Source organism: Kluyvera sichuanensis (genome assembly GCF_014218705.1).
GTDB classification, from domain to species: domain Bacteria; phylum Pseudomonadota; class Gammaproteobacteria; order Enterobacterales; family Enterobacteriaceae; genus Kluyvera; species Kluyvera sichuanensis.
The window spans coordinates 15,607-38,382 of the sequence record NZ_JABBJF010000006.1; the positions used below are offsets into that span (position 1 = coordinate 15,607).

The following is a 22,776-nucleotide window of genomic DNA, read 5'->3' on the forward strand; positions in this document are numbered from 1 at the left end:
TATTTTATGGCGGATAAAGAGCTTAAGTTTTTGGTTGTGGATGACTTTTCCACCATGCGTCGCATCGTGCGCAACCTGTTAAAAGAGCTGGGATTTAACAACGTTGAAGAAGCAGAAGACGGCGTAGATGCGATGAACAAACTGCAGACCGGCGGTTTTGGCTTTGTGATCTCCGACTGGAACATGCCAAACATGGACGGCCTCGAGCTGCTGAAAACCATTCGCGCTAACGGCGCCATGGCGGCGATGCCGGTGCTGATGGTAACGGCGGAAGCGAAGAAAGAGAACATTATTGCCGCCGCACAGGCTGGGGCCAGCGGATATGTGGTGAAACCGTTCACCGCGGCGACCCTGGAAGAAAAATTGAACAAAATCTTCGAGAAACTGGGCATGTAAGGTGACGAACATGATGCAATCTTCCATCAAGCCCGGCGATGAACACTCCGCCGCGGATATTATTAGCCGCATTGGCAATCTGACCCGTATGCTGCGCGATAGCCTGCGCGAGCTGGGGCTGGACCAGGCCATTGCGGAAGCGGCGGAGGCGATACCCGATGCCCGAGATCGTCTCGACTACGTGGTGCAGATGACCGCGCAGGCGGCGGAACGCGCGCTCAACAGCGTGGAGGCTTCGCAGCCGCATCAGGATGAAATGGAGAAGGGTGCAAAAGCGCTGACCAAGCGCTGGGACGCCTGGTTTGAGAACCCGATTGAGCTTGCCGATGCCCGCGAGCTGGTGACCGATACTCGCCAGTACCTTGGTGATGTACCGGGGCACACCAGCTTTACCAACGCACAGCTGCTTGAAATCATGATGGCGCAGGATTTCCAGGACCTGACTGGTCAGGTTATCAAGCGCATGATGGACGTGATTCAGGAGATTGAACGCCAGCTGCTGATGGTGCTGCTGGAGAACATTCCAGAGCAGGGAGCTCGCCCGAAACGCGAAAACGACAGCCTGCTCAACGGTCCGCAGGTCGATACCTCCAAAGCGGGCGTGGTGGCTAGCCAGGATCAGGTCGACGACCTGCTGGACAGCCTCGGCTTCTAAAGTCACGCCCCCGGCGTCGCGATGCTCGGCCGGGCTACCTTCAAAATGTAGCCCGGCCGAGCATCGCGGCGCCGGGGTAAACCCCTCTGCATTTCCCGAAAATGAAACCAACATCACGTTGGCTTACGCCTGAGTGCCACCCCGTTATATAGACTTGTCATAATTATTGCGCTTAAATAGTTATCAATGAGACTTGCAACAATATTTATTTTTGAATCCTTGCTATTCATTAAGGTCGGAATGTTATTGCCAAAATAAACTCGGGAGTGCTCATGCGGATATTACGTGACAGTGATTTCTTTCACTCAGAACAACATGCTTTTTGCCTGTTTACAATGAATAACCAGTTAATGGAAGGCGTACATGGGCATGAATTTGATGAGTTGGTTATTGTCCGTGATGGTAGCGGGTTTCATATTGTCAATGATATTGTCCACTTTATTTGTAAGGGTGATTTCTTTCTCGTTACAAAGAATGATACTCACAGCTACGTTTCCACGAATCACCTTTCGGTGATTAATATATTAATTCGCAGGAATCACAACTTTCATTTTTTACAGAATATCGACGCTCTGCTGCAGTGTGTGAAAACGCAGTTGCAGTCACGCAAGGACCGCACGCTAACGTCAAGCGAACTAGCAAATATCGAAGGCTGGAGCGAACAGATCATCGCGAGGAATGAGCACGACTACGATGCGCTCTATTTTTCACAGTGTGAGTCGGCATTTCTCAATGTGATCAACACGCTGTGCCTGTGTGGTCGGCAGCAGCAGCCGCTTAGCGTCGAGGAGAAAGGGCGCGTAAGCCTTATCAAAACGTTGAAATCCAACAGCCTACGGCAGATAGACTGGAGTGCGCTTAGCGATGATAACGGCGTCGCGCGGCGTACGATGTTTCGCTTTATCAAACGCATTACTGGCTACACGCCGGTGAAATTTCAGATGCTATTTCGGGTTCTTAAAGCCCAGGAACTGTTACGCACGACCGATAAAACGGTCAGTGAAATAGCCGCTCGCTGCGGCTTTATGAATGCCATTAGATTGACCGAATCGTACAAACGCTATTTTAATTATTCACCCACTCATGAACGAGAACTGCATTCACGGGTGTTAACGCAGATCTGATTTTCGGCTAATAACATAAAACGACAGTAATTTTATCTCAACAATCACGGTGAGAGGGGGTTCTGCACCCATCTTCTTTCACCTATTAACATGAAGGGATACGTTATGGCAAAAAATAGCACACCCGGCCCCTGGTATATTGGGGTGGTGTCTGGAATGGCATCGTATATTGATTCTGCCGCCATTGTCTCTAATGGTACTGCGCTGGTTATTTATCAAAAAACTATCGGTATTACCGCTCTGGAAATTGGTATTTTATCCGGCTTGTTAACCCTCTGCATTGCCGCAGGGGCATTCTGCGGTGGTCGGCTTGGCGACCGTATTGGGCGACGTAACGTCTTTATTATCACCATGGCGATGATCGTCATCGGCACCCTGGCGCTGGCGTTTGGGCTGAGCTTCCACTTCCTGGTTGTCGGCACGCTGCTGGTGGGACTGGCCACCGGCGCGGATTTGCCGGTATCGCTGGCGACCATCTCCGAAGCGGCAACCGATGAAAACCGCGGCAAAATCATCGGTATGTCTAACTTGCTGTGGCTTGTGGGAATTGGCGCAACGATGGGGATCTCCGCGGTAGTGGGCGACTGGGGGCGGAGTGGCGCGCAGATTATGTATATGCACGTTGGGTTAGTCGCGGCAGTGCTGCTGATTCTGCGCTGGTCGATACCTGAATCACCGCTATGGCTTGCCGCGCGTGACGAGCAGCGCCGGGGCGTGGCGACCGTCCGTGCACAGAAAAACGGCTGGCGTGACCTACTGGACAGCAAATACCTCTGGCCGTTTCTCTCCCTATGCGCCTTTTACACCTTCACCAATCTGGCGGCCAATACTGGCGGACAGTTTGGCACCTTTGTCGCCGTCAACGTGGTGGGGATCTCGGTTAGCACCAACTCGCTCTGGGGGCTGCTGATCCTGCCGGTTAGCGTCGCCTCGGGGCTGCTGTTTATGCGCATTGTTGATACCGCAAAGCGCATTCCCTTTTTCATCTTTGGCGCAGTGATGATGTCTGGCGGCTACTTTGTGCCGGTACTGCTGAATTTCTCGCCGCTTTCATGGTTCTGCTGCCTGCTGTTTACCAATATCGGTACCGGCTTTGCCTTTGAGGGGATCATGAAAGTATGGGCCCAGGAGTCATTCCCGACCATGCTGCGCGCCACTGCCCAGGGGGTAATCGTCGGCGTGGCCCGCTTGACCTGCGGCCTTCTGGCTTTTGTCACACCGGTGCTGCTGAGCGCGGGGCCAATGGTGCTCTATTGCCTGCTGACGGCGATCGTAGTTGTCGGCATGGTCATTGGCTGGTTGTGCTTCCACGGCAAGCAGCGCAATGAATTTAATGCAGAAACGGAAATGGTTGCGGCGGCGGATGCGCGGCCTGCGGCACACGACACGATGCGGGTGAAAGCCTGAACACGACGTTATTGAGGGAATAATTATGTTGGCAGTAGAGAACGTTACGCTTAACTATGAACGCTCGCTGGCGGGCTGTGAAACGCTCCCGGTATTCGGCTGGACCATTAGCAGCAGCTTACGCAATGTCGTGCAGCGGAGTTGGCGGCTGCAGTTGGCGACATCGGCCAGTTTTGATGACCCTTGCTATGACAGCGGGGACATCCACGATGACCGCTCGAATAACGTGGAGCTGCCTGCGTTTTCCTGTGCACACTCCACCCGCTACTACGTGCGGGTTCGCATCACCGACAATCACGGCCAAAGCAGCGACTGGAGCCCGGCATCCTCGTTTATCACCGGCCTGCCTGCCAGGGCGTGGCAGGGCGAATTTATCTCAGCGGAGACGCTGCAGGACAAAGCCGAGTCGAAAGGGACGTTGCTGCGCCAGACGTTCACCCTGCCGCAGGGGGCTGATATTGTTTCGGCGGTGGTCCATGCCAGCGCGCTGGGGCTTTATCAGCTGTGGCTTAACGGGGAAAAGGTCGGCTGCGATGAGCTGGCGCCGGGTTGGACCAGCTATCATCACCACCTGCTGTACCAGACCTGGGACGTGACCGAACGGCTACGAGAAGGCACGAATGCCATCGGGGCGATGGTGGGGGCGGGCTGGTACAAAGGGGATATGAGCTTTAACCGCTACCGCAACTACTACGGTGAACAGACCGGGTTTATCTGCCATCTGGTAGTGACGCTGCGCGACGGTAGCCAGCAGGTTATAGCCAGCGACGGACGCTGGCAGGGCAGCAACTCGGCGATTCTGTTCTCGGAAATCTATGACGGTGAAATCTACGATGCCCGGCTCGAACAGCGCGGCTGGTGCGAACCCGGCTTTGCGGCGCAGGGCTGGCGCGCGGTGAACGTGCTGACCGCCGACCGTGCGGTGCTGCAGCCGCAAACGGCCTGCCCGGTGCAAGAGATTGAACGCCTGACGCCGCGTGCGCTGTTCACCACGCCGAAAGGCGAGACGGTGCTCGATTTTGGGCAGAACCTTAGCGGCTGGGTCGAGTTTTGCGTGCGTGGCGAAGCGGGCGACAACGTTTCGCTGCGCCATTTTGAGGTGCTGGACGCGGAGGGCAACGTCTATCTGGACAACCTGCGCACCGCCAAACAGCGCATTGACTACACGCTGCGCGGCGACGGTGAGGAACGTTATCACCCGCACTTTACCTTCCAGGGCTTCCGCTACGTGATGATTGAACGCTGGCCAGGGACGCCGACGCTGGATGATTTTACCGCCGTGGTACTGCATTCGGCGATGACCCCAACCGGGCATATTGAAACCTCTAACGCCGAACTGAATCAGCTTCATCACAATATTCTCTGGGGGCTCAAGGGGAACTTTGTTGATATTCCCACCGACTGCCCGCAGCGCGATGAACGCCTTGGCTGGACCGGTGACGCGCAGATTTTCTGCCGTACCGCCAGCTATCTGATGCAGACGCACACCTTCTTTGCCAAGTGGCTGGAGGATCTTGCGCATGACCAGACGCCAGAAGGCGGCGTGCCGCACGTGATCCCCGACATTCTGACCGGCAAATGTGATAATGACCGTTTCCTGTCGCACGGTCGCACCCACTCGTCCGCCGCGTGGGCCGATGCGGCGGTGATCAACCCGTGGACGCTGTATCTGATGTATGGCGACACCCAGACGCTGGCGCGACAGTACCAGAGTATGAAGGCCTGGGTGGAGTTTATGCGGGCCAATGCGGTCGACAATATGTGGTCATGGAAGCTGCAGTTTGGCGACTGGGTGGCGCTGGATGCTCGCGAGGGTAGCTATTTTGGTGCGACGCCGAACGAACTGACCTGCATGGCCTATTACGCGCTGTCGACGCAGCTGCTGGCGAAGTCGGCGAAGGTGCTTGGCCATCTGGAAGATGCTGAACGTTACACAGCGCTGCATGCTTCGATCGTCGACAGCTTCCATCGCGAATTCTTTACGCCGAACGGCAGGCTGGCGGCGAGAACGCAAACCGCGCATATTCTGGCGCTCTACTTCCAGCTGGTGCCGGAGGCCTATCGCGAACGCACGGTGCAAACCCTGCTGACGCTGCTGGAGGAGCAGGATGGGCACCTGGTGACCGGGTTCGTTGGCACGCCGTACTTCTGCCATGCCCTCAGTGAAAACGGTCAGGCCGATGCGGCGTGGCAGTTGCTAATGAAGGACGATTTCCCTTCCTGGCTGTATCAGGTGAAGGCCGGGGCGACCACTATCTGGGAGCACTGGGACGGCGTGAAGCCGGACGGCACCATGTGGAGCCCGGACATGAACTCGTTTAATCACTATGCCTACGGCGCCATCGGCGAATGGCTGTACCGGGCTGCGGCGGGGATCAACACCGAAGAAGAGGCGCCGGGCTTTAAACGTTCGGTGATACATCCGATTCCTGGCGGCAATCTTCAGTGGCTGAAAGCCCATTATGCTTCGGTTTATGGTGATATTGGCGTTAGCTGGGCGCTGGCGTCCGCGCAGGAGGGCCAGATGGTGACGCTGGAGGTGGAGATCCCGGCTAACACGCGCTCGACGCTGGTGCTCGACGGGGCGCATACGCTGCTGGAGACTGACGGTATCGACTTTGCCCCCTCATCGGCAGGCTATTGCGCCGAAGTGGGCTCAGGGCGTTATCGGGTTATCTTCCAGCGCTGACGGATTCATTACCACGGCGGCCTTTGCGCCGCCGTTTTAAATAAACGGCCGAACTCCTCCCTTTTCATTCCGTTATTCCCCGTATTGGCAACGCCTCACATCGAGATAATACTCGCGACCGTAATTGCGAGAGTGAAGCCGTGGCAGAAGAAAGCGACGACGACAAAACAGAAGACCCCACACCCCAACGACTTGAAAAAGCGCGTGAAGAGGGGCAAATCCCGCGATCCCGCGAGCTGACATCGGTGCTGATGCTGCTGGTGGGCGTTTGTGTGCTCTGGCTGGGCGGGGAGTCCCTTGCGCGTCGGCTGGCAAACCTGCTCTCCGGCGGTCTGCGTTTTGACCACAGCATCGTTAACGATCCCAATTTGATTCTCGGGCAGATAATCATGCTGCTCAAAGAAGCCATGCTGGCGCTGTTGCCGCTGATTGTCGGCGTGGTGACGGTGGCGTTAGTGGCCCCGATGATGCTCGGTGGCCTGGTCTTCAGCACCAAATCCCTCGCCCTCAAGCTCGACAAGCTCAACCCGCTGCCGGGGATTAAACGCATGTTCTCCGCCCAGACGGCGGCGGAACTGGCGAAAGCCATCATGAAAGCAGTGCTGATGGGGACCGTGGCAGGTTTCTTTATGTGGATGCACTGGCCGCAAATGATGCGACTGGTGAGCGAATCGCCGCTGTCGGCGATGGGTAACGCCCTCAATATGGTCGGGCTCTGTGCGCTGCTGGTGGCGCTGGGGATTATCCCGATGGTGGGGTTCGACGTCTTCTGGCAGATCCACAGCCATCTGAAAAAGCTGCGCATGTCGCGCCAGGATATCCGTGACGAATTCAAACAAAGCGAAGGCGATCCGCATGTGAAAGGGCGTATTCGCCAGATGCAGCGCGCGGCGGCGAGACGACGCATGATGGCGGACGTGCCAAAAGCGGACGTTATCGTCAATAACCCGACCCACTACTCGGTAGCGCTACAGTACGACGAAAACAAAATGAGCGCGCCAAAAGTGGTGGCGAAAGGCGCAGGGCTGGTGGCACTGCGCATTCGCGAAATCGGCGAAGAGAACCGTATCCCGATGCTGGAGGCCCCGCCGCTGGCGCGTGCGCTCTATCGCCATGCGGATATCGGCCAGCAGATCCCCGGCCAGCTTTACGCGGCGGTGGCGGAAGTGCTGGCCTGGGTCTGGCAGCTTAAACGCTGGCGGCTCGCGGGCGGTCAGCCGCCGAAAAAACCGGATAACTTACCGGTGCCAGAGGCACTGGATTTTTTGAACGAGAAGGACTCTGATGGCTAATCTTGTCGCAATGCTGCGCCTCCCCAGCAACCTGAAATCCACCCAGTGGCAGGTGCTTGCCGGGCCGGTGCTGATCCTGCTGATCCTGTCGATGATGGTGCTGCCGCTGCCGGCCTTCGTCCTCGATCTGCTCTTTACCTTTAACATTGCGCTGTCGATTATGGTGCTGCTGGTGGCGATGTTCACCCAGCGAACCCTGGAGTTTGCTGCGTTCCCGACCATCCTGCTGTTTACCACCTTGCTGCGCCTGGCGCTGAACGTGGCCTCCACCCGTATTATTCTGATGGACGGGCATACCGGTGCGGCGGCGGCGGGTAAGGTGGTAGAAGCCTTCGGCCACTTCCTGGTGGGCGGTAACTTCGCCATCGGTATCGTGGTGTTTATCATCCTCGTTATCATCAACTTTATGGTTATCACCAAGGGTGCCGGGCGTATCGCGGAAGTGGGCGCGCGCTTCGTACTGGACGGGATGCCGGGCAAACAGATGGCGATTGATGCCGACCTGAACGCCGGGATCATCGGGGAAGATGAGGCGAAAAAACGCCGCTCAGAAGTGACCCAGGAGGCGGACTTCTACGGTTCGATGGACGGTGCGAGTAAGTTCGTTCGCGGTGACGCCATCGCCGGTATTCTGATCATGGTCATCAACGTCATCGGTGGCCTGTTGGTCGGTGTATTGCAGCACGGGCTGGATCTCGGCAAAGCGGCAGAATCTTATACCCTGCTGACCATCGGTGACGGTCTGGTCGCACAGATCCCTGCGCTGGTTATCTCGACCGCGGCGGGCGTTATCGTCACACGCGTCAGTACCGAGCAGGACGTGGGCGAGCAGATGGTCGGCCAGCTGTTCAGCAACCCGCGCGTGATGCTGTTGAGCGCCGGGGTGCTGGGGCTGCTGGGCCTGGTGCCGGGCATGCCAAACCTGGTGTTCTTACTGTTCACTGCCGCGCTGTTAGGGCTGGCCTGGTGGATCCGCGGTCGTGAGATGAAAGCGCCGGAACAGCCTCAAGCGGCCAAACCTCAGGAAACCAGCACTCAAGCCGTTGAGGCCACCTGGAGCGACGTACAGCTTGAAGATACCCTCGGCATGGAAGTGGGCTATCGGCTGATTCCGATGGTGGATTTCCAGCAGGACGGCGAACTGCTGGGGCGCATTCGCAGTATCCGTAAGAAATTCGCGCAGGAGATGGGCTTTTTGCCCCCGGTGGTGCACATCCGCGACAATATGGATCTCCCGCCTGCGCGCTACCGTATCCTGCTTAAAGGCGTTGAGATTGGCAGCGGCGAAGCCTATCCGGGGCGCTGGCTGGCGATTAACCCGGGCACGGCGGCGGGGACGCTGCCGGGTGAAGTCACCACCGACCCGGCCTTTGGTCTGGCGGCTATCTGGATCGAAAGCGCGCTGAAAGAGCAGGCGCAAATTCAGGGCTTCACGGTGGTGGAAGCCAGTACCGTGGTAGCGACACATCTTAACCATCTGATTAGTCTCCATTCATCTGAGCTGTTTGGTCGTCAGGAGGCGCAGCAATTGCTGGATCGCGTCTCGCAAGATATGCCGAAGCTGACCGAAGATCTGGTGCCGGGCGTGGTGACGCTGACTACGCTGCACAAAGTGCTGCAAAATCTGCTCGACGAAAAGGTGCCGATTCGCGATATGCGCACCATTCTGGAGACACTGGCGGAACACGCGCCTATTCAGACCGATCCTGGCGAGCTGACCTCGGTGGTGCGCGTGGCGCTGGGCCGGGCGATTACCCAGCGCTGGTTCCCGGGTAATGATGAAGTGCAGGTGATTGGCCTGGATACGCCGCTTGAGCGTCTGTTGCTGCAGGCGCTGCAGGGCGGCGGCGGGCTGGAGCCGGGGCTGGCGGATCGTCTGCTGGCGCAAACTCAGGAGGCGCTGGCACGTCAGGAGATGCTCGGCGCGCCGCCGGTGCTGCTGGTGAACCATGCGCTGCGTCCGCTGCTGTCGCGCTTCCTGCGCCGCAGCCTGCCGCAGCTGGTGGTGCTGTCGAATATGGAGCTGTCAGATAACCGCAATATCCGCATGACCGCGACCATTGGAGGTAAGTAATGCGCCGGTTGCTGTTATTACTCTTTCTGCCGATGCTGGCGCAGGCGGCAGGCGAGGGGGCCTGGCAGGCGAGCCATATGGGCATCACGCTGAACTACCGCGGCGTTGCTGCCTCGTCGGCACCGCTGACCGCGTCACAGCCCGTTCAGGGGGCAACAACGCTGGTGGCCTGGCGCTATGAGCTGAATGGCCCAACGCCTGCAGGATTGCGCACCCGGCTGTGTTCGCTCACCCGCTGTACCGAACTTGATGCCCAGAGTGGTACCACCATGGCATTCAGCCAGGTATCGGCGGCGGAGCCTTTTCGTTTTATCTGGGAAGTTCCAGGCGGAGGGCGATTAATTCCAGCATTGAAGGTGCAAAGCGTACAAATCATCGTTAACTACCGCTAACCGCCGCACAATTCACCAATCGCCACCCCAATCTGGTGGCGATGTCGCATTTCTGGTCCTTCCTTTTGATCGTAAAGAAACGTTGTTTTATAAATCAGTGACACATATGCCACGACTCTTTGCATTTTTGCCAATCCAGCCGTCGTGCTGGCAGAAATAGGAAGGTATCCCTCTACGCATACTTTTACTGTAGCCGTGTCAGTACTCCTTTTGGTGAAGCGATAGCGCGCCGAAGGAGTTCCAATAATAAAAGGCACAGGATTGACGGCAATGAATAGAACGCGAAAAATAGGATTGGTGAATTACTTCGCCTACGGTTCGGGCGATTTTCTCGGCGCAGGTACCACCGCGCTGACCGCCGCATGGCTCCTCTACTTCTACACCACCTTCTGTGGGCTCTCTCCCATCGAAGCGACCTTTATTTTTGCAACCGCCAGGGTACTGGATGCGGTTGTCAGCCCGTTGATGGGCTTCTTAACCGATAACTTTGGCTCAACCTGGTTCGGTAAACGCTTCGGTCGTCGTAAATTCTTTATTCTGCTCGGTATTCCTTGCGTGTTCAGCTACTCCTTTATGTGGATAGGGGACATGGGATTCTGGTACTACCTGGTGACCTACCTGATCTTTGATGTGGTTTACACCATGATTCTGGTGCCGTACGAAACGCTGGTGCCGGAAATGACCGACGATTTCAAACAGAAGACCAAATTCTCCGGTGCGCGTATCGGTATGGCGCAGATGTCGGCAATTCTGGCTTCCTTCCTGCCTGGCATCCTGCTGACTCACTTTGGTAAAGACAACGCGGTCTCCTTCTTCTACGCCAGCCTGGTGTTCTCCGTGCTGTGCGCGCTGATGCTAACCTTTGTCTGGTTCTTCACCTGGGAACGTCCACGTGAAGAGTGGACGGCGGCGGCGCTGCAGGCTGAAGCCGAGAAGAAACATCTGACTTTCGGGCAGAGCATGAGCCGTCTGTTCATCGAACTCTCCTCAACGCTGCGCATTAAGATTTTCCGTCAGCATCTGGGGATGTACCTCGGTGGCTATATCGCTCAGGACGTGTTTAACGCCGTCTTCACCTACTATGTCGTGTTTGTGCTGATGCAGGAAGCCTCGGTGGCCTCTAACCTGCTGGGTACCATGGCTATCTTCCAGTTCATCGCCGTTATCGCCATGATCCCGCTGTGCATTCGCTTTGGACCGGCGCCGTCTTACCGCATGGTGGTGGTCCTGTTTGGTATTGGCTCGTTCTCCTACGCGGCGCTGTACTACGCAGGCCTGAGCGATATCTACTCGCTGCTGCTGCTGATTTCCGCGGTGGCCGGTCTGGGCCGTGGCGGTATCAACTACGTACCGTGGAACACCTACACCTATATTGCTGACGTGGATGAAGTGATTACCGGCCAGCGCCGTGAAGGCATCTTCGCGGGCATTATGACCCTGACGCGTAAAGCCTCTCAGGCGGGTGCCGTGATGCTGGTGGGGATCATCATGCAGCTCTCCGGCTTTGTCTCCGGGCAGAAAACCCAGCCGCCTGAAGTGAGCCACACCATTCTGCTGATCCTCAGCATGGGGACCATCATCGTGCTGGCGTTGGGCTTCCTGGTCTCACTGCGCTTCAAGCTGAACCTGAAAACCCACGGTGTACTGCGTGAAGAAACCGCGAAAATGCGCGATTCCGGCCACGTGGTACCGGAAACCGTCACTGCCCAGGCGCGTGAAACCGTCGAAATGCTGGCGGGTATGCCGTACGAATCCCTGTGGGGCAACAACAATATTGGTTACCTGAATCGTAATAAACCTGCTGCACCTTCGCTGAAGCAGGCTGCAACATTGAATTCGACTTACAACAGAGGTTAGAGATATGAAAGTTTGGCCCGTCAAACATAGCCCATTATTACGTCAACCGGAGCGTTTTATCTCCCGGGAAGAGCTGAAAGCCTTGATTCAGACGGTGACGAACAATCTGGTGAATATCAAGGATGAGACTGGTCAATTTCTGCTGCGCCTGGACGATGGTCGCGTGATTGACACCAAAGGCTGGGCAGGTTGGGAGTGGACGCACGGTGTGGGTCTGTACGGTATCTATCAGTACTACCAGCAGACCGGCGACGTGGCGATGCGCGACATTATTGATAGCTGGTTCGCCGACCGCTTCGCTGAAGGCGCGACCACCAAAAACGTCAACACTATGGCCCCGTTCCTGACGCTGGCCTATCGCTATGAAGAGACGCGCAACCCGGCGTATCTGCCGTGGCTGGAAACCTGGGCCGAATGGGCGATGAACGAGATGCCGCGCACCGATCACGGCGGTATGCAGCACATCACGCTGGCGGAAGAGAACCATCAGCAGATGTGGGATGACACCCTGATGATGACCGTGCTGCCGCTGGCGAAAATCGGCAAGCTGCTGAATCGCCCGGACTACGTGGAAGAGGCGGTGTATCAGTTCCTGCTGCACGTGCAGAACCTGATGGACCGGGAAACCGGGCTGTGGTTCCACGGCTGGAACTACGAAGGAAACCACAACTTTGCCAATGCGCGCTGGGCGCGCGGCAATAGCTGGCTGACTATCGTGATTCCTGACTTCCTTGAGCTGGTGGATTTGCCGGATAACAACGCGGTGCGTCGTTATCTGGTACAGGTGCTGAATGCGCAGATCGCAGCGCTGGCGAAATGCCAGGACGACAGCGGCCTGTGGCATACGCTGCTGGACGACCCGAACTCTTATCTGGAAGCGTCGGCGACCGCTGGTTTTGCCTACGGCATTCTGAAAGCGGTGCGTAAACGCTATGTTGGTCAGGAGTATGCGGACGTTGCGGAGAAAGCCATTAAGGGCATTGTGAAGCACGTTTCTCCAGAAGGGGAGTTACTGCAAACCTCCTTCGGTACCGGGATGGGTTCCAACCTCGATTTCTATCGTGAAATCCCGCTAACCTCCATGCCGTACGGCCAGGCCATGGCGATTCTGTGCCTGACGGAATATCTGCGTAAGTTCTTCTAAGCCTTAGCGCTTCAAAAACCCGGCTATGCAGATGGCCGGGTTTTTTATTGCCCTTTCCATCAAAAAAAGTTGTTATTTTTACTTTTGGTTATAAAAAAATTTTAACCAGATCGCATTCCTGGCGCATGGCTAATAGCCGCAATGACAATGGTGATATAGCTCACATTTCATCATTCACCATAAGAATATAAAAACAGTGTTTCAAAATAATAAAACACGAGGTTTAATTTTATGGCAAGAAATGCGGCTTCAGCCCCCCACGGGCTGCAGGGAAGACCTGTCAATCTGCGCCATCAACTGGCATACGGAGGCGGAAACCTTTTGGGGAGCGGCGCGCTGGCGATCAGCGGCGCGTGGCTTCTGTACTTCTATACCACATTCTGTGGTCTGACGCTGATTGAGGCGGCGTTCATTTTCTCCGTTGCAAGCGTCATTGACGCAATCAGTAACCCGCTGATGGGTTATCTCACCGATAATTTTGGTAAAACCGCGCTGGGCAAACGCTTTGGCCGCCGCCGTTTCTTCCTGCTTATCGGCATTCCACTGATGATGTTCTACCCGCTGCTGTGGGTAGAAGGGTTGAGCTTCTGGTACTACCTCGCCACCTACGTCATGTTCGAGATTATCTACACCTCGGTGATGGTGCCATACGAAACGCTGGCCACCGAGATGACCGACGATTTTGCACTGCGCTCGAAGCTGACCGGCTATAAGGCGATTTTTGGCAAGCTGGCCAACTTCCTTGCGGCGTTCATTCCTGGGCAGTTTATCCTGATCTACGGTAAAGATTCAGCTACGCCGTTCTTCCTGACCGGCCTGACCTACGGCGCGATCCTCATCGCGGCAGTAGCCTGCCTGTGGTACAACAGCTGGGAGCGCCCGCGCGAAGAGGAGCCGGAAGCTCAGGTCAAATCGACCCTGCTGCAAACGCTGGTGTCACTGGCGAAAGATATGCGCTCCACCTTCTACCTGCGGGTATTCCGTAAGCACCTCGGCATGTACCTGTGCGGCTTTGGCGCCGAGTGGCTGTTCGCGTCAATCTTTACCTACTTTGTTATTTTCGTACTGCAGCATGACCCGGCGATGGTGGCGGGGCTGAACAGCCTGAACTCCATCCTGCAGCTGATTTCCACCGCGCTGTTTATCGGCCTGTGTGTGAAAAAAGGCTTCAGCAAGCCGTACATTATTGCGCTTTGCATCGTGATTTTCGCCGTATTCCTCTACACCTCACTGTGGTTCTTCCATCTGCCAGTGCATCTGGCGACCATTCTGATGTTCGGGATCACGATTATTTTCGGTCTGGGCACCGGCGGCGTGTACTACATTCCCTGGACGGTCTATACCTTCCTGGCCGACGTGGATGAAGTCTATACCGGTCGCCGCCGCGAGGGGATTTACGCCGGTGCGATGACCTTCTCCGGCAAAATCCTGCGCTCGATTATCGTCTTCGTGATGGGGGCTATTCTGAGCTACTACGGCTTCCAGTCTAAAGCGCACGTACAGCCGGAAAGCGCGGTGAATGCGATTGCGGTGGTGTTCTGCGGCGGCGTGGCGCTGTTGGCGTTGATGGCTATCGTCTTCAGTAAGCAGATGAAACTGGACCGCGAAACCCACAAAGTGGTGCTGCAAGAAGTGGCGCGTATTAAAGCGGGCGGCAAGCTGGAAGATATTACTCCTGAAGTGCGCGCGGTGGTGGAAGACCTGGTCGGTCATCGCTACGAAGAGTGCTGGGGCAATAGCCCGCTGTTCAAAAAAGACGAATCTCCGGTTGTGGTTGAGGCAGTATCCGCCGGGCGCTAATGCACCCGACGTTCACGTCAACTTACCCCTGGGGCGACGGCAGCTGCGCGTCGTCCTGGGGGACAAAAAGATGGTCGAGGATCTGGCGCATCACTGGAGCCGCGACCACACCATCACTCCCCCCGTTTTCCAGCACCAGCGCAACCGCAACCTTCGGATTTTTATATGGCGCAAAGGCGGTGTAGAAGATATGGTCGCGCAGGCGCGTTGGGATCATCTTCGCGTTATAGGTTTGGTTCTCTTTCAGGCTGAACACCTGCGAGGTGCCGCTTTTCGCCGCGATACCGTAAGGCGCAGTATGGAAAAACTTATAGCCGGTGCCGTTTGGCGCGTTGGCCATACCGAACATCGCCTGGCGCACCAGGTTCCAGTACGGTGAGGCGGCACTGGCAATCTGCGGTTCATTAGCCGGTTGTTGATACGGAATAACCGTCTTGCCGGACTCTTCATCTTTCAGCAGGTGTGGCGGGATCACGCGGCCGTTGTTGAGCAGGGCCACCATCGCTTTCACCATCTGAATTGGGGTGGCAATCCAGTAGCCCTGACCGATGCCGACGGAAATCGTGTCGCCCTGATACCAGGCTTTTTTGTGCACTTTCTCTTTCCAACCGCGGCTCGGCAGCAGGCCGGTGTACTCTTCGTCCAGATCGATCCCGGTTGGCTTGCCGTAGCCAAACTGGCTGAGCATATTATTGATGCGGTCGATGCCCATCATATAGGCCACCTGATAGAAGAAGGTGTCGGCGGACTCTTCAATCGCTTTGGTGACGTCCAGCATACCGTGGCCGGTTTTTTTCCAGTCGCGATAGTGGCGCTGGGTCCCCGGTAGCGTCCAGGTTGGCGCGCCAAAGAAGCTGGTTTGCGGAGTGATCACACCGTCGAGCAGCGCCGACATCGCCATATAGGGCTTCACCGTGGAGGCGGGCGGATAGAGCCCCTGGGTGACGCGGTTAATCAGTGGTAGGTTCTTATCCTGCAGCAGCGAATTGTAATCTTTGTAGCTTATCCCTTTCACAAACGGGTTCGGGTCATAGCTGGGGTTTGAGACCATCGCCAGCACGGAACCATCGTGCGGGTCTTCTACCAGCACCGCCGCGCGCTGACCAACCAGCAGACTTTCAATGTATTCCTGTAGATGCAGATCCAGCGTCAGGTGAATGTCTTTACCCGCCACCGGCGGCACGTCTTTTAGCAGACGGACGATGCGCCCGTGGTTATCGACTTCCACTTCCTGGTAGCCGGTTTTGCCGTGCAGTTCATTTTCGTAGTAGCGCTCGATACCCTGTTTGCCAATGTTATGGTCGGCGGCATAGTTTTCCGCAATGCCTTCTTTATCCAGCGTTTTCAGATCGCTATCGTTGATTTTCGACACGTAGCCCAGCACGTGCGCCAGCTCGGCACCGTAGGGATACTGGCGGTCTTCATAGCTGTCAATCGTCACGCCGCTAAAGCGGAACTGGTTCACGGAAAAACGGGCGATTTCAACGTCGGAGAGGGCGCTCTTTAAGACAACAGGACGGTACCGACTGCTGGACTTAAGCGCTTTATGGAACTGGTCAATATCGTCAGGCGTCAGGTCAACGAGCGGCGTCAGTTCGCGCAGTAGCGCGTTCATGTCGTCGATTTTGTAAGGCGTAACGGAGATATCGTACCAGGTGACGTTCTTCACCAGCGGAATGCCATTGCGGTCATAGATAATGCCGCGGGTCGGCGCGACCGGCAGCATCTTGATGTCGTTGGCATCAGAACGTGTGGCGTAGTAGCTGTGTTCGTCAATCTGCAGATGGTAGAGATTGAAAATCAGTATGCCAAAGCAGACCACCACCAGGCCAAAGGCCACGATCGCGCGGCGCATAAAGAGCTTTCGCTCCGCTTCATAGTCTCTAAAAGTCATTACGATACCCAGTGTATAAGCCGCCTAATGATACGGAGCGGTCACCGGCATGACAGACAAAAAATGTACCATCCCTATAGGGAAATGTGTCATTCCTTGTGTTTTGTAACAAATTGCGGGGATTTAGCCTGTAGCCCGTCCAGACAGAGCGCCGCCGGGAAATGCGCGATATAAAAAACCCGCGACATGCGCGGGCTTTTCACATCACTCGAGATGATTACATACGTTCTACGGTTTCGATACCCAGGGTATCCAGACCCAGCTTCAGGGTTTTCGCCGTCAGCAGCGCCAGTTTCAGACGGCTATTACGCACGCTTTCGTTCTCGGCGGAGAGGATAGGGCAGTGCTCGTAGAAGCCGGAGAACAGACCTGCCAGATCGTACAGGTAAGCACACATCACGTGCGGGGTACCGTCGCGAGCGACGACGTTTAGCGTCTCTTCGAACTGCAGCAGACGCGCCGCCAGCTGTGCTTCACGGTCTTCAGTGATGGTCACTGCGGCATTGATGATAGCGCTCTCTTCCAGCTCCGCTTTACGGAACACGGACAGCACGCGGGTATAAGCGTATTGCATATACGGCGCGGTGTTGCCTTCGAAGGCCAGCATGTTGTCCCAGTCGAATACGTAGTCGGTGGTACGGTTTTTGGACAGATCCGCATATTTCACCGCGCCGATACCGACGACGTTGGCCAGTTTTTCCAGCTCATCTGCTGGCATATCCGGGTTCTTCTCTGCCACCAGGCGACGTGCGCGCTCCAGCGCTTCGTCCAGCAGATCCGCCAGCTTCACGGTACCGCCAGCACGGGTTTTGAACGGCTTGCCGTCTTTACCCAGCATCATGCCGAACATGTGGTGCTCCAGCGGTACGGAATCCGGCACGTAACCGGCTTTACGTACGATGGTCCACGCCTGCATCAGGTGCTGGTGCTGGCGGGAGTCGATGTAGTACAGCACGCGGTCGGCATGCAGGGTTTCGTAACGATATTTCGCACAGGCGATATCGGTGGTGGTGTACAGGTAGCCGCCATCCTTTTTCTGGATGATGACGCCCATAGGCTCACCTTCTTTGTTCTTGAACTCGTCCAGGAACACCACGGTTGCGCCTTCGCTCTCTACCGCCAGACCTTTGGCTTTCAGGTCCGCGACGATACCCGGCAGCATTGGGTTGTACAGGCTTTCACCCATCACGTCATCGCGGGTCAGGGTGACGTTCAGGCGATCGTAGGTCAGCTGGTTCTGGGTCATGGTGATATCGACCAGCTGACGCCACATTTTACGGAAATATTCGTCGCCGCCCTGCAGCTTCACGACGTAGCTACGCGCGCGCTCGGCGAAGGCTTCATCTTCGTCGTAGTGTTTTTTCGCTTCGCGGTAGAAACCTTCGAGGTCGGCCAGCGCCATCTCACCGGCGTTCTCCTGCTGCTGCTTTTCCAGATACGCAATCAGCATACCGAACTGGGTGCCCCAGTCGCCAACGTGGTTCGCGCGGATCACTTTATGGCCCATCAGCTCCAGCGTACGGACGGCAGCGTCACCAATGATGGTGGAGCGCAGGTGGCCGACGTGCATCTCTTTTGCCACGTTTGGCGCGGAGTAGTCCACCACGATAGTCTGTTTTTCTGGCTGGGTGATGCCCAGACGATCGCTTTTTAGCGCCTGGCTAACGTGCTCGGCCAGGAAGGCTGGGTCGAGGAAGATGTTGATAAAGCCTGGCCCGGCGATCTCGACTTTATTGGCAATGCCGTTCAGATCGAGATGAGACAGTACCTGCTCTGCCAGTTGTCGCGGTGCCATGCCCAGTTTTTTGGCCACTGCCATCATGCCATTAGCCTGATAGTCGCCGAACTGTACTTTTGCTGACTGACGAACCTGCGGTTCGCAATCGACAGGCGCGCCTGCCGCAATCATGGCCTGACTGACTTTTTCTGAGAGAAGAGCCTGAATATTCACCGGAATACCTTACGTTTTAGACGCTGCAACCTGCACGGCCCAGCGCCGGGTGTGGATAAATTAAGGCGGGAGTATACTGCATTTGCCTGATGCCGTCAGCATCGGGCCGCCCTCTGCCATAGTGAAAAAACGCTGCCTGAGCAGGGATTAATCGCTCATCTCGCCGAACGGTTGGTTCGGGGCCCACAACAGGGTAGATTAGCCTTTTCATGGAATAAGAGTAGGGCTGAAATGGCAAACTGGCAGACTATCGCGGAACTGCAGGACATCGCAGCGGATCTTCCGCGCTTCACCGACGCACTGGCGGCGCTTTCCCAACGGCTGGGGCTCGATATCGCGCCGCTCAACGCCGACCATATCTCGTTGCGCTGCCACCAGAACACCACCGCCGAACGCTGGCGTCGCGGCTTCGAGCAGTGCGGTACGCTGCTGTCGGAAAATATCATCAACGGTCGACCGATTTGCCTGTTTAAGCTTAAGGAGCCGGTTTGCGTGGCCCACTGGCAGTTTACGGTGGTTGAACTGCCGTGGCCGGGAGAAAAACGCTACCCGCATGAAGGGTGGGAACATATCGAAATCGTTCTGCCGGGCGAGCCGGAAGGACTGAATGCGCGCGCGCTGGCGTTGCTGTCCGATGATGGGTTGAGCCAGCCGGGTATTTCGGTCAAAACCAGTTCACCAAAAGGTGAACGCGAGCGCCTACCGAACCCGACGATGGCGGTCACCGACGGTAAGGTGACGGTGAAGTTTCATCCATGGACGATTGAGGAAATTGTTGCCAGTGAGCAGGCAATGTAACCAGCCAGTGTAACTATGTGAACTAACGCCGGGTCTGCAGGCGGGAACGGTGGCATGATCTTTCGCTGAATCAAACGGAGAGAAATATGGCATTGCTGGAAATCTGCTGTTACAGCACGGAATGCGCGGTTATCGCGCAGCAGAATGGGGCGGATCGTATTGAACTGTGTGCGGCGCCGCTCGAGGGCGGGCTGACACCGTCATACGGTGTGCTGAAAGCCACGCGTCATCGGGTGACGATTCCCGTCCACCCGATTATCCGGCCTCGAGGCGGTGATTTCTGTTATACCGACGGCGAGTTTGCCACCATGCTGGAAGATGTGCGTCAGATTCGTTCGCTGGGCTATCCCGGCTTTGTGATTGGCGTGCTGAATCCCGAAGGGCAGGTAGATATTCCCCGCATGCGTCAGATTATGGTGGCGGCAGGCCCGCTGGCGGTGACCTTCCATCGCGCCTTTGATATGTGCGCGAATCCGCAGCAGGCTATTGAACAGCTTGCGGAATTGGGCATTGCCAGGGTACTCACCTCTGGCCAGCAGTCATCGGCGGAAAAAGGTATTTTATTAATTCGGGAACTTATTGGTAGGAGTGATACTCCAACCATTATGGCAGGTGCAGGTGTAAGAGCGAGCAACCTTTCTCTCTTCCTCGAAGCCGGTGTCAAAGAAGTGCACAGTTCAGCCGGGCAATGGGTGCCCTCCGAAATGCGTTACCGCAACCCCGGACTATCAATGTCAACGGATCCTGAAGCTGATGAGTATTCTCGCTATACCGTCGATGGCGCGGCGGTAGCGGCAATGAGAGAAATCATTGAGCGCCACGTGTAGCTAAAAGTTTTTTACCGCGTGTCATATTCGCCCAATATGATGCTTGCTTGTACCAGGCCCCTGCCCATTAAACAGGGGCCTTTTTTTCGCCGTTATATTTCGCCCTGCCACTGCGTTGGCTTTCCTCGCTCGCCCCAGTCACGTACTGATGTACGCTCCCGGGGACTCGCTGCGTCGCCGCCTTGTTGCAGAGCGAAATATTTAGGCGAATCGCCGTCATATTTCACCGCGTTGGGTACGAACCTGTAGCCCGGCCAAGCGCAGCGCCGCCGGGAAGGGCACAACCGCTACGGTTTACGCGCAATCAACACCGCGCGCAGCGGTGCCGGATAACCTTCAACCGTTTTGCTCGGATCGTTTGGATCGAGGAAGTCGGCCAGCGACTCGGTGATCATCCACTCGGTGCGACGCTGTTCCTCGGTGGAAGTCACGCTCATATCGGCAATGCGCACGTCAACGAAACCGCACTTCTCCATCCAGTTTTTCAGTGCCAGCGCCGACGGAATAAAGTAGACGTTACGCATCTGCGCATAGCGGTCGCCCGGCACCAGCACCGTGTTCTCATCGCCTTCAACCACCAGCGTCTCCAGCACCAGCTCACCGTCGCTGACCAACTGATCTTTCAGCTGCCAGATATGCTCAAGCGGTGAACGGCGGTGGTACAGCACGCCCATAGAGAAAACGGTATCAAACGCCTTCAGCGCCGGAAGCTGCTCAATGCCCAGCGGCAGCAGATGTGCGCGCTGATCGTTGCCCAGCAGTTTACGCACTGCTTCAAACTGGCACAGGAACAGATGGGTTGGGTCGATACCGACCGCCATGTGCGCACCTGCACCAATCATGCGCCACAGGTGATAGCCGCTACCGCAGCCCACGTCGAGAATGGTACGCCCGCTCAGGTCCGACAGGTGCGGCAACACGCGCTCCCATTTCCAGTCAGAGCGCCATTCGGTATCGATGTTCACGCCGTACAGCGAAAACGGCCCTTTACGCCACGGCATCAGGTTACGCAACAGGGTATCGATGCGTTTAACCTGGCCTTCGCTCAGCGGCGTTTCACTTTCAGCGGTAACGCTGTGTAGCAGGTCGAGCTTCCACGGCTGAATTTCCGGCAGAAATTCAACGGCGTTGGACCACTGCTTAAACAGGCCGTGCTGATCGCGCTGCCAGGCGCCAATCTGCGCGGGCAGCGTTTCCAGCCAGTGGGACAGCGGGCTTTTTGCGATTTGCTGATAAAAATTGCCAAACTCGATCATGCCGGGGTTCCCGCCTTCAGTGCCACCAGAGAGCCAAAGTTAAAGCACTGGAACCACAGCTCGCTATGCTCAAAACCGGCCTGACTCAGGCGGGCTTTGTGGACTTCAACCGAGTCGGTCAACATCACGTTTTCAAGCATGCTGCGCTTCTGGCTGATTTCCAGTTCGCTGTAGCCGTTGGCGCGCTTAAAGTCGTGGTGCATGTTGAACAGCAACTCGCCGACGGTCGCATCTTCGAAGCTGAACTTCTCTGACAGCACCAGCGCGCCGCCAGGGTTCAGCCCCTGATAAATTTTGTTGAGTAATGCCTGGCGTTCTGCGGGCTCAAGGAACTGGACCGTAAAGTTCAGCACCACCATCGAGGCGTTATGAATCTCGATATCGCGAATATCGCCCTCAATGACATCCACCGGGGTCGGCGCTTTGTAGGCGTCGATATGGCGACGGCAGCGTTCAATCATCGCCGGAGAATTATCAACGGCGATAATGCGACAGTTGTCGTGGGCAATGTTACGGCGAATGGAAAGGGTGGCGGCACCCAGTGAACAGCCAAGGTCGTAAACCTGGGTACCCGGCTGCACAAAGCGCTCGGCCAGCATGCCGATCATGGAAATGATATTCGAGTAGCCAGGCACGGAGCGCTGGATCATATCCGGGAAAACTTCGGCTACCCGTTCATCGAAGGTCCAATCGCCGAGGCGGGCAATCGGTGCAGAAAAAAGCGTATCGCGGTCAGACATTAGGTTAAATCCGGAAAAATAAAAACGGCGTATTGTGCGCTAACGCAGCGAGAAAACCAACTCCCACGGCATATACCACAGGTTCACCAGCACCATTAGCAACAGCGAAAGATAGGTGGCGATCATGCCTGAACGTCGCCAGCGGAACAGCCGATGGTGAAAACCGTAGTAGTGCATCAACCGCCCAGCGAGCAGCATCAGGCCGCAGAGGTGCACCATCCAGGTCTCTGCGCCGTTCATTTCCATAAACAGCAGAAGGGCGACGCCAATCGGAATATATTCCACCGCATTGCCATGAATGCGAATGGCGCTTTGCAGCTCGCTAAAGCCGCCGTCACCGTAGGCGACGCGATAAAGTCGGCGCAGGCGTACGACGTCGAAGGAAAATTTTATCAGCAACAACGCCGCGAGTACGGCGTACAGCGCGCTAACCATACAAACTCCCTTTATGTTGGCAGAGGCTACTCATTATCATAGGTA

Annotated in this window: 18 protein-coding genes; 13 read left to right on the plus strand and 5 right to left on the minus strand. The window is 56.3% G+C overall.

Annotated features, from left to right (window positions below):
* The first annotated feature begins 6 nt into the window (after positions 1-6).
* The 11 genes from cheY (at position 7) to HII27_RS08870 (ending at position 14,830) form a co-directional block, all read left to right on the plus strand.
* A complete protein-coding gene (gene cheY, locus HII27_RS08820; RefSeq protein WP_185667552.1) occupies positions 7-396 on the plus strand; it encodes a chemotaxis response regulator CheY in 390 nt (129 codons plus the stop codon).
* Positions 397-406: 10 nt separating this feature from the next.
* A complete protein-coding gene (gene cheZ, locus HII27_RS08825) occupies positions 407-1,051 on the plus strand; it encodes a protein phosphatase CheZ (RefSeq protein ID WP_185667553.1) in 645 nt (214 codons plus the stop codon).
* 272 nt (positions 1,052-1,323) lie between these two features.
* Complete coding sequence (locus HII27_RS08830) at positions 1,324-2,175, plus strand: helix-turn-helix domain-containing protein (RefSeq protein WP_185667554.1); 852 nt, start codon at positions 1,324-1,326, stop codon at positions 2,173-2,175.
* A gap of 156 nt (positions 2,176-2,331) precedes the next feature.
* On the plus strand, positions 2,332-3,582 hold the full coding sequence (locus HII27_RS08835; protein ID WP_396401353.1) for an MFS transporter: 1,251 nt from the start codon (positions 2,332-2,334) through the stop codon (positions 3,580-3,582).
* Between the two features lie 25 nt (positions 3,583-3,607).
* A complete protein-coding gene (locus HII27_RS08840; RefSeq protein ID WP_185667556.1) occupies positions 3,608-6,271 on the plus strand; it encodes an alpha-L-rhamnosidase in 2,664 nt (887 codons plus the stop codon).
* A gap of 140 nt (positions 6,272-6,411) precedes the next feature.
* On the plus strand, positions 6,412-7,563 hold the full coding sequence (flhB, locus tag HII27_RS08845) for a flagellar biosynthesis protein FlhB (protein ID WP_185667557.1): 1,152 nt from the start codon (positions 6,412-6,414) through the stop codon (positions 7,561-7,563).
* Positions 7,556-9,637 (plus strand): flagellar biosynthesis protein FlhA, encoded by a 2,082-nt coding sequence (gene flhA / locus HII27_RS08850; protein ID WP_185667558.1) that lies wholly within the window; start codon positions 7,556-7,558, stop codon positions 9,635-9,637. The genes flhB and flhA overlap by 8 nt, the downstream gene beginning before the upstream one ends.
* Positions 9,637-10,029: a flagellar protein FlhE gene (gene flhE, locus HII27_RS08855; RefSeq protein WP_185667559.1), complete on the plus strand. Its 393-nt coding sequence runs from the start codon at positions 9,637-9,639 to the stop codon at positions 10,027-10,029. The genes flhA and flhE overlap by 1 nt, the downstream gene beginning before the upstream one ends.
* 270 nt (positions 10,030-10,299) lie before the next feature.
* Entirely contained in the window at positions 10,300-11,886 is a 1,587-nt protein-coding gene (locus HII27_RS08860) for an MFS transporter (protein ID WP_185667560.1), read from the plus strand.
* 4 nt (positions 11,887-11,890) lie between these two features.
* Complete coding sequence (bglB, locus tag HII27_RS08865; RefSeq protein ID WP_185667561.1) at positions 11,891-13,030, plus strand: beta-galactosidase BglB; 1,140 nt, start codon at positions 11,891-11,893, stop codon at positions 13,028-13,030.
* A 231-nt stretch (positions 13,031-13,261) separates the two neighbouring features.
* Positions 13,262-14,830 (plus strand): MFS transporter, encoded by a 1,569-nt coding sequence (locus HII27_RS08870; RefSeq protein WP_185667562.1) that lies wholly within the window; start codon positions 13,262-13,264, stop codon positions 14,828-14,830.
* A 22-nt stretch (positions 14,831-14,852) separates the two neighbouring features.
* On the opposite strand, the gene mrdA is transcribed toward HII27_RS08870, so the two are convergent.
* Both mrdA and argS read right to left on the minus strand, forming a co-directional pair.
* The gene (gene mrdA, locus HII27_RS08875; protein ID WP_185667563.1) at positions 14,853-16,724 is read right to left on the minus strand and encodes a penicillin-binding protein 2; all 1,872 of its coding nucleotides are present in this window, start codon (positions 16,722-16,724) and stop codon (positions 14,853-14,855) included.
* Positions 16,725-16,941: 217 nt separating this feature from the next.
* Positions 16,942-18,675, minus strand: a complete 1,734-nt coding sequence (gene argS, locus HII27_RS08880) for an arginine--tRNA ligase (protein WP_185667564.1) — start codon at positions 18,673-18,675, stop codon at positions 16,942-16,944.
* Between the two features lie 231 nt (positions 18,676-18,906).
* Between argS and HII27_RS08885 the strand changes: the two genes are divergently transcribed.
* Both HII27_RS08885 and cutC read left to right on the plus strand, forming a co-directional pair.
* Positions 18,907-19,473: a VOC family protein gene (locus HII27_RS08885; protein WP_185667565.1), complete on the plus strand. Its 567-nt coding sequence runs from the start codon at positions 18,907-18,909 to the stop codon at positions 19,471-19,473.
* Positions 19,474-19,559: 86 nt separating this feature from the next.
* Positions 19,560-20,300, plus strand: a complete 741-nt coding sequence (cutC, locus tag HII27_RS08890; protein WP_185667566.1) for a copper homeostasis protein CutC — start codon at positions 19,560-19,562, stop codon at positions 20,298-20,300.
* A gap of 287 nt (positions 20,301-20,587) precedes the next feature.
* Here cutC and cmoB read toward each other — a convergent pair whose 3' ends face one another.
* From cmoB to HII27_RS08905, 3 genes are read right to left on the minus strand one after another with little or no spacing between them, the layout of a single operon-like run.
* Entirely contained in the window at positions 20,588-21,556 is a 969-nt protein-coding gene (gene cmoB / locus HII27_RS08895) for a tRNA 5-methoxyuridine(34)/uridine 5-oxyacetic acid(34) synthase CmoB (protein ID WP_185667567.1), read from the minus strand.
* Positions 21,553-22,296: a carboxy-S-adenosyl-L-methionine synthase CmoA gene (cmoA, locus tag HII27_RS08900; RefSeq protein WP_185667568.1), complete on the minus strand. Its 744-nt coding sequence runs from the start codon at positions 22,294-22,296 to the stop codon at positions 21,553-21,555. The genes cmoB and cmoA overlap by 4 nt, the downstream gene beginning before the upstream one ends.
* A 39-nt stretch (positions 22,297-22,335) precedes the next feature.
* Complete coding sequence (locus tag HII27_RS08905; RefSeq protein WP_185667569.1) at positions 22,336-22,731, minus strand: MAPEG family protein; 396 nt, start codon at positions 22,729-22,731, stop codon at positions 22,336-22,338.
* Between the last annotated feature and the right edge of the window lie 45 nt (positions 22,732-22,776).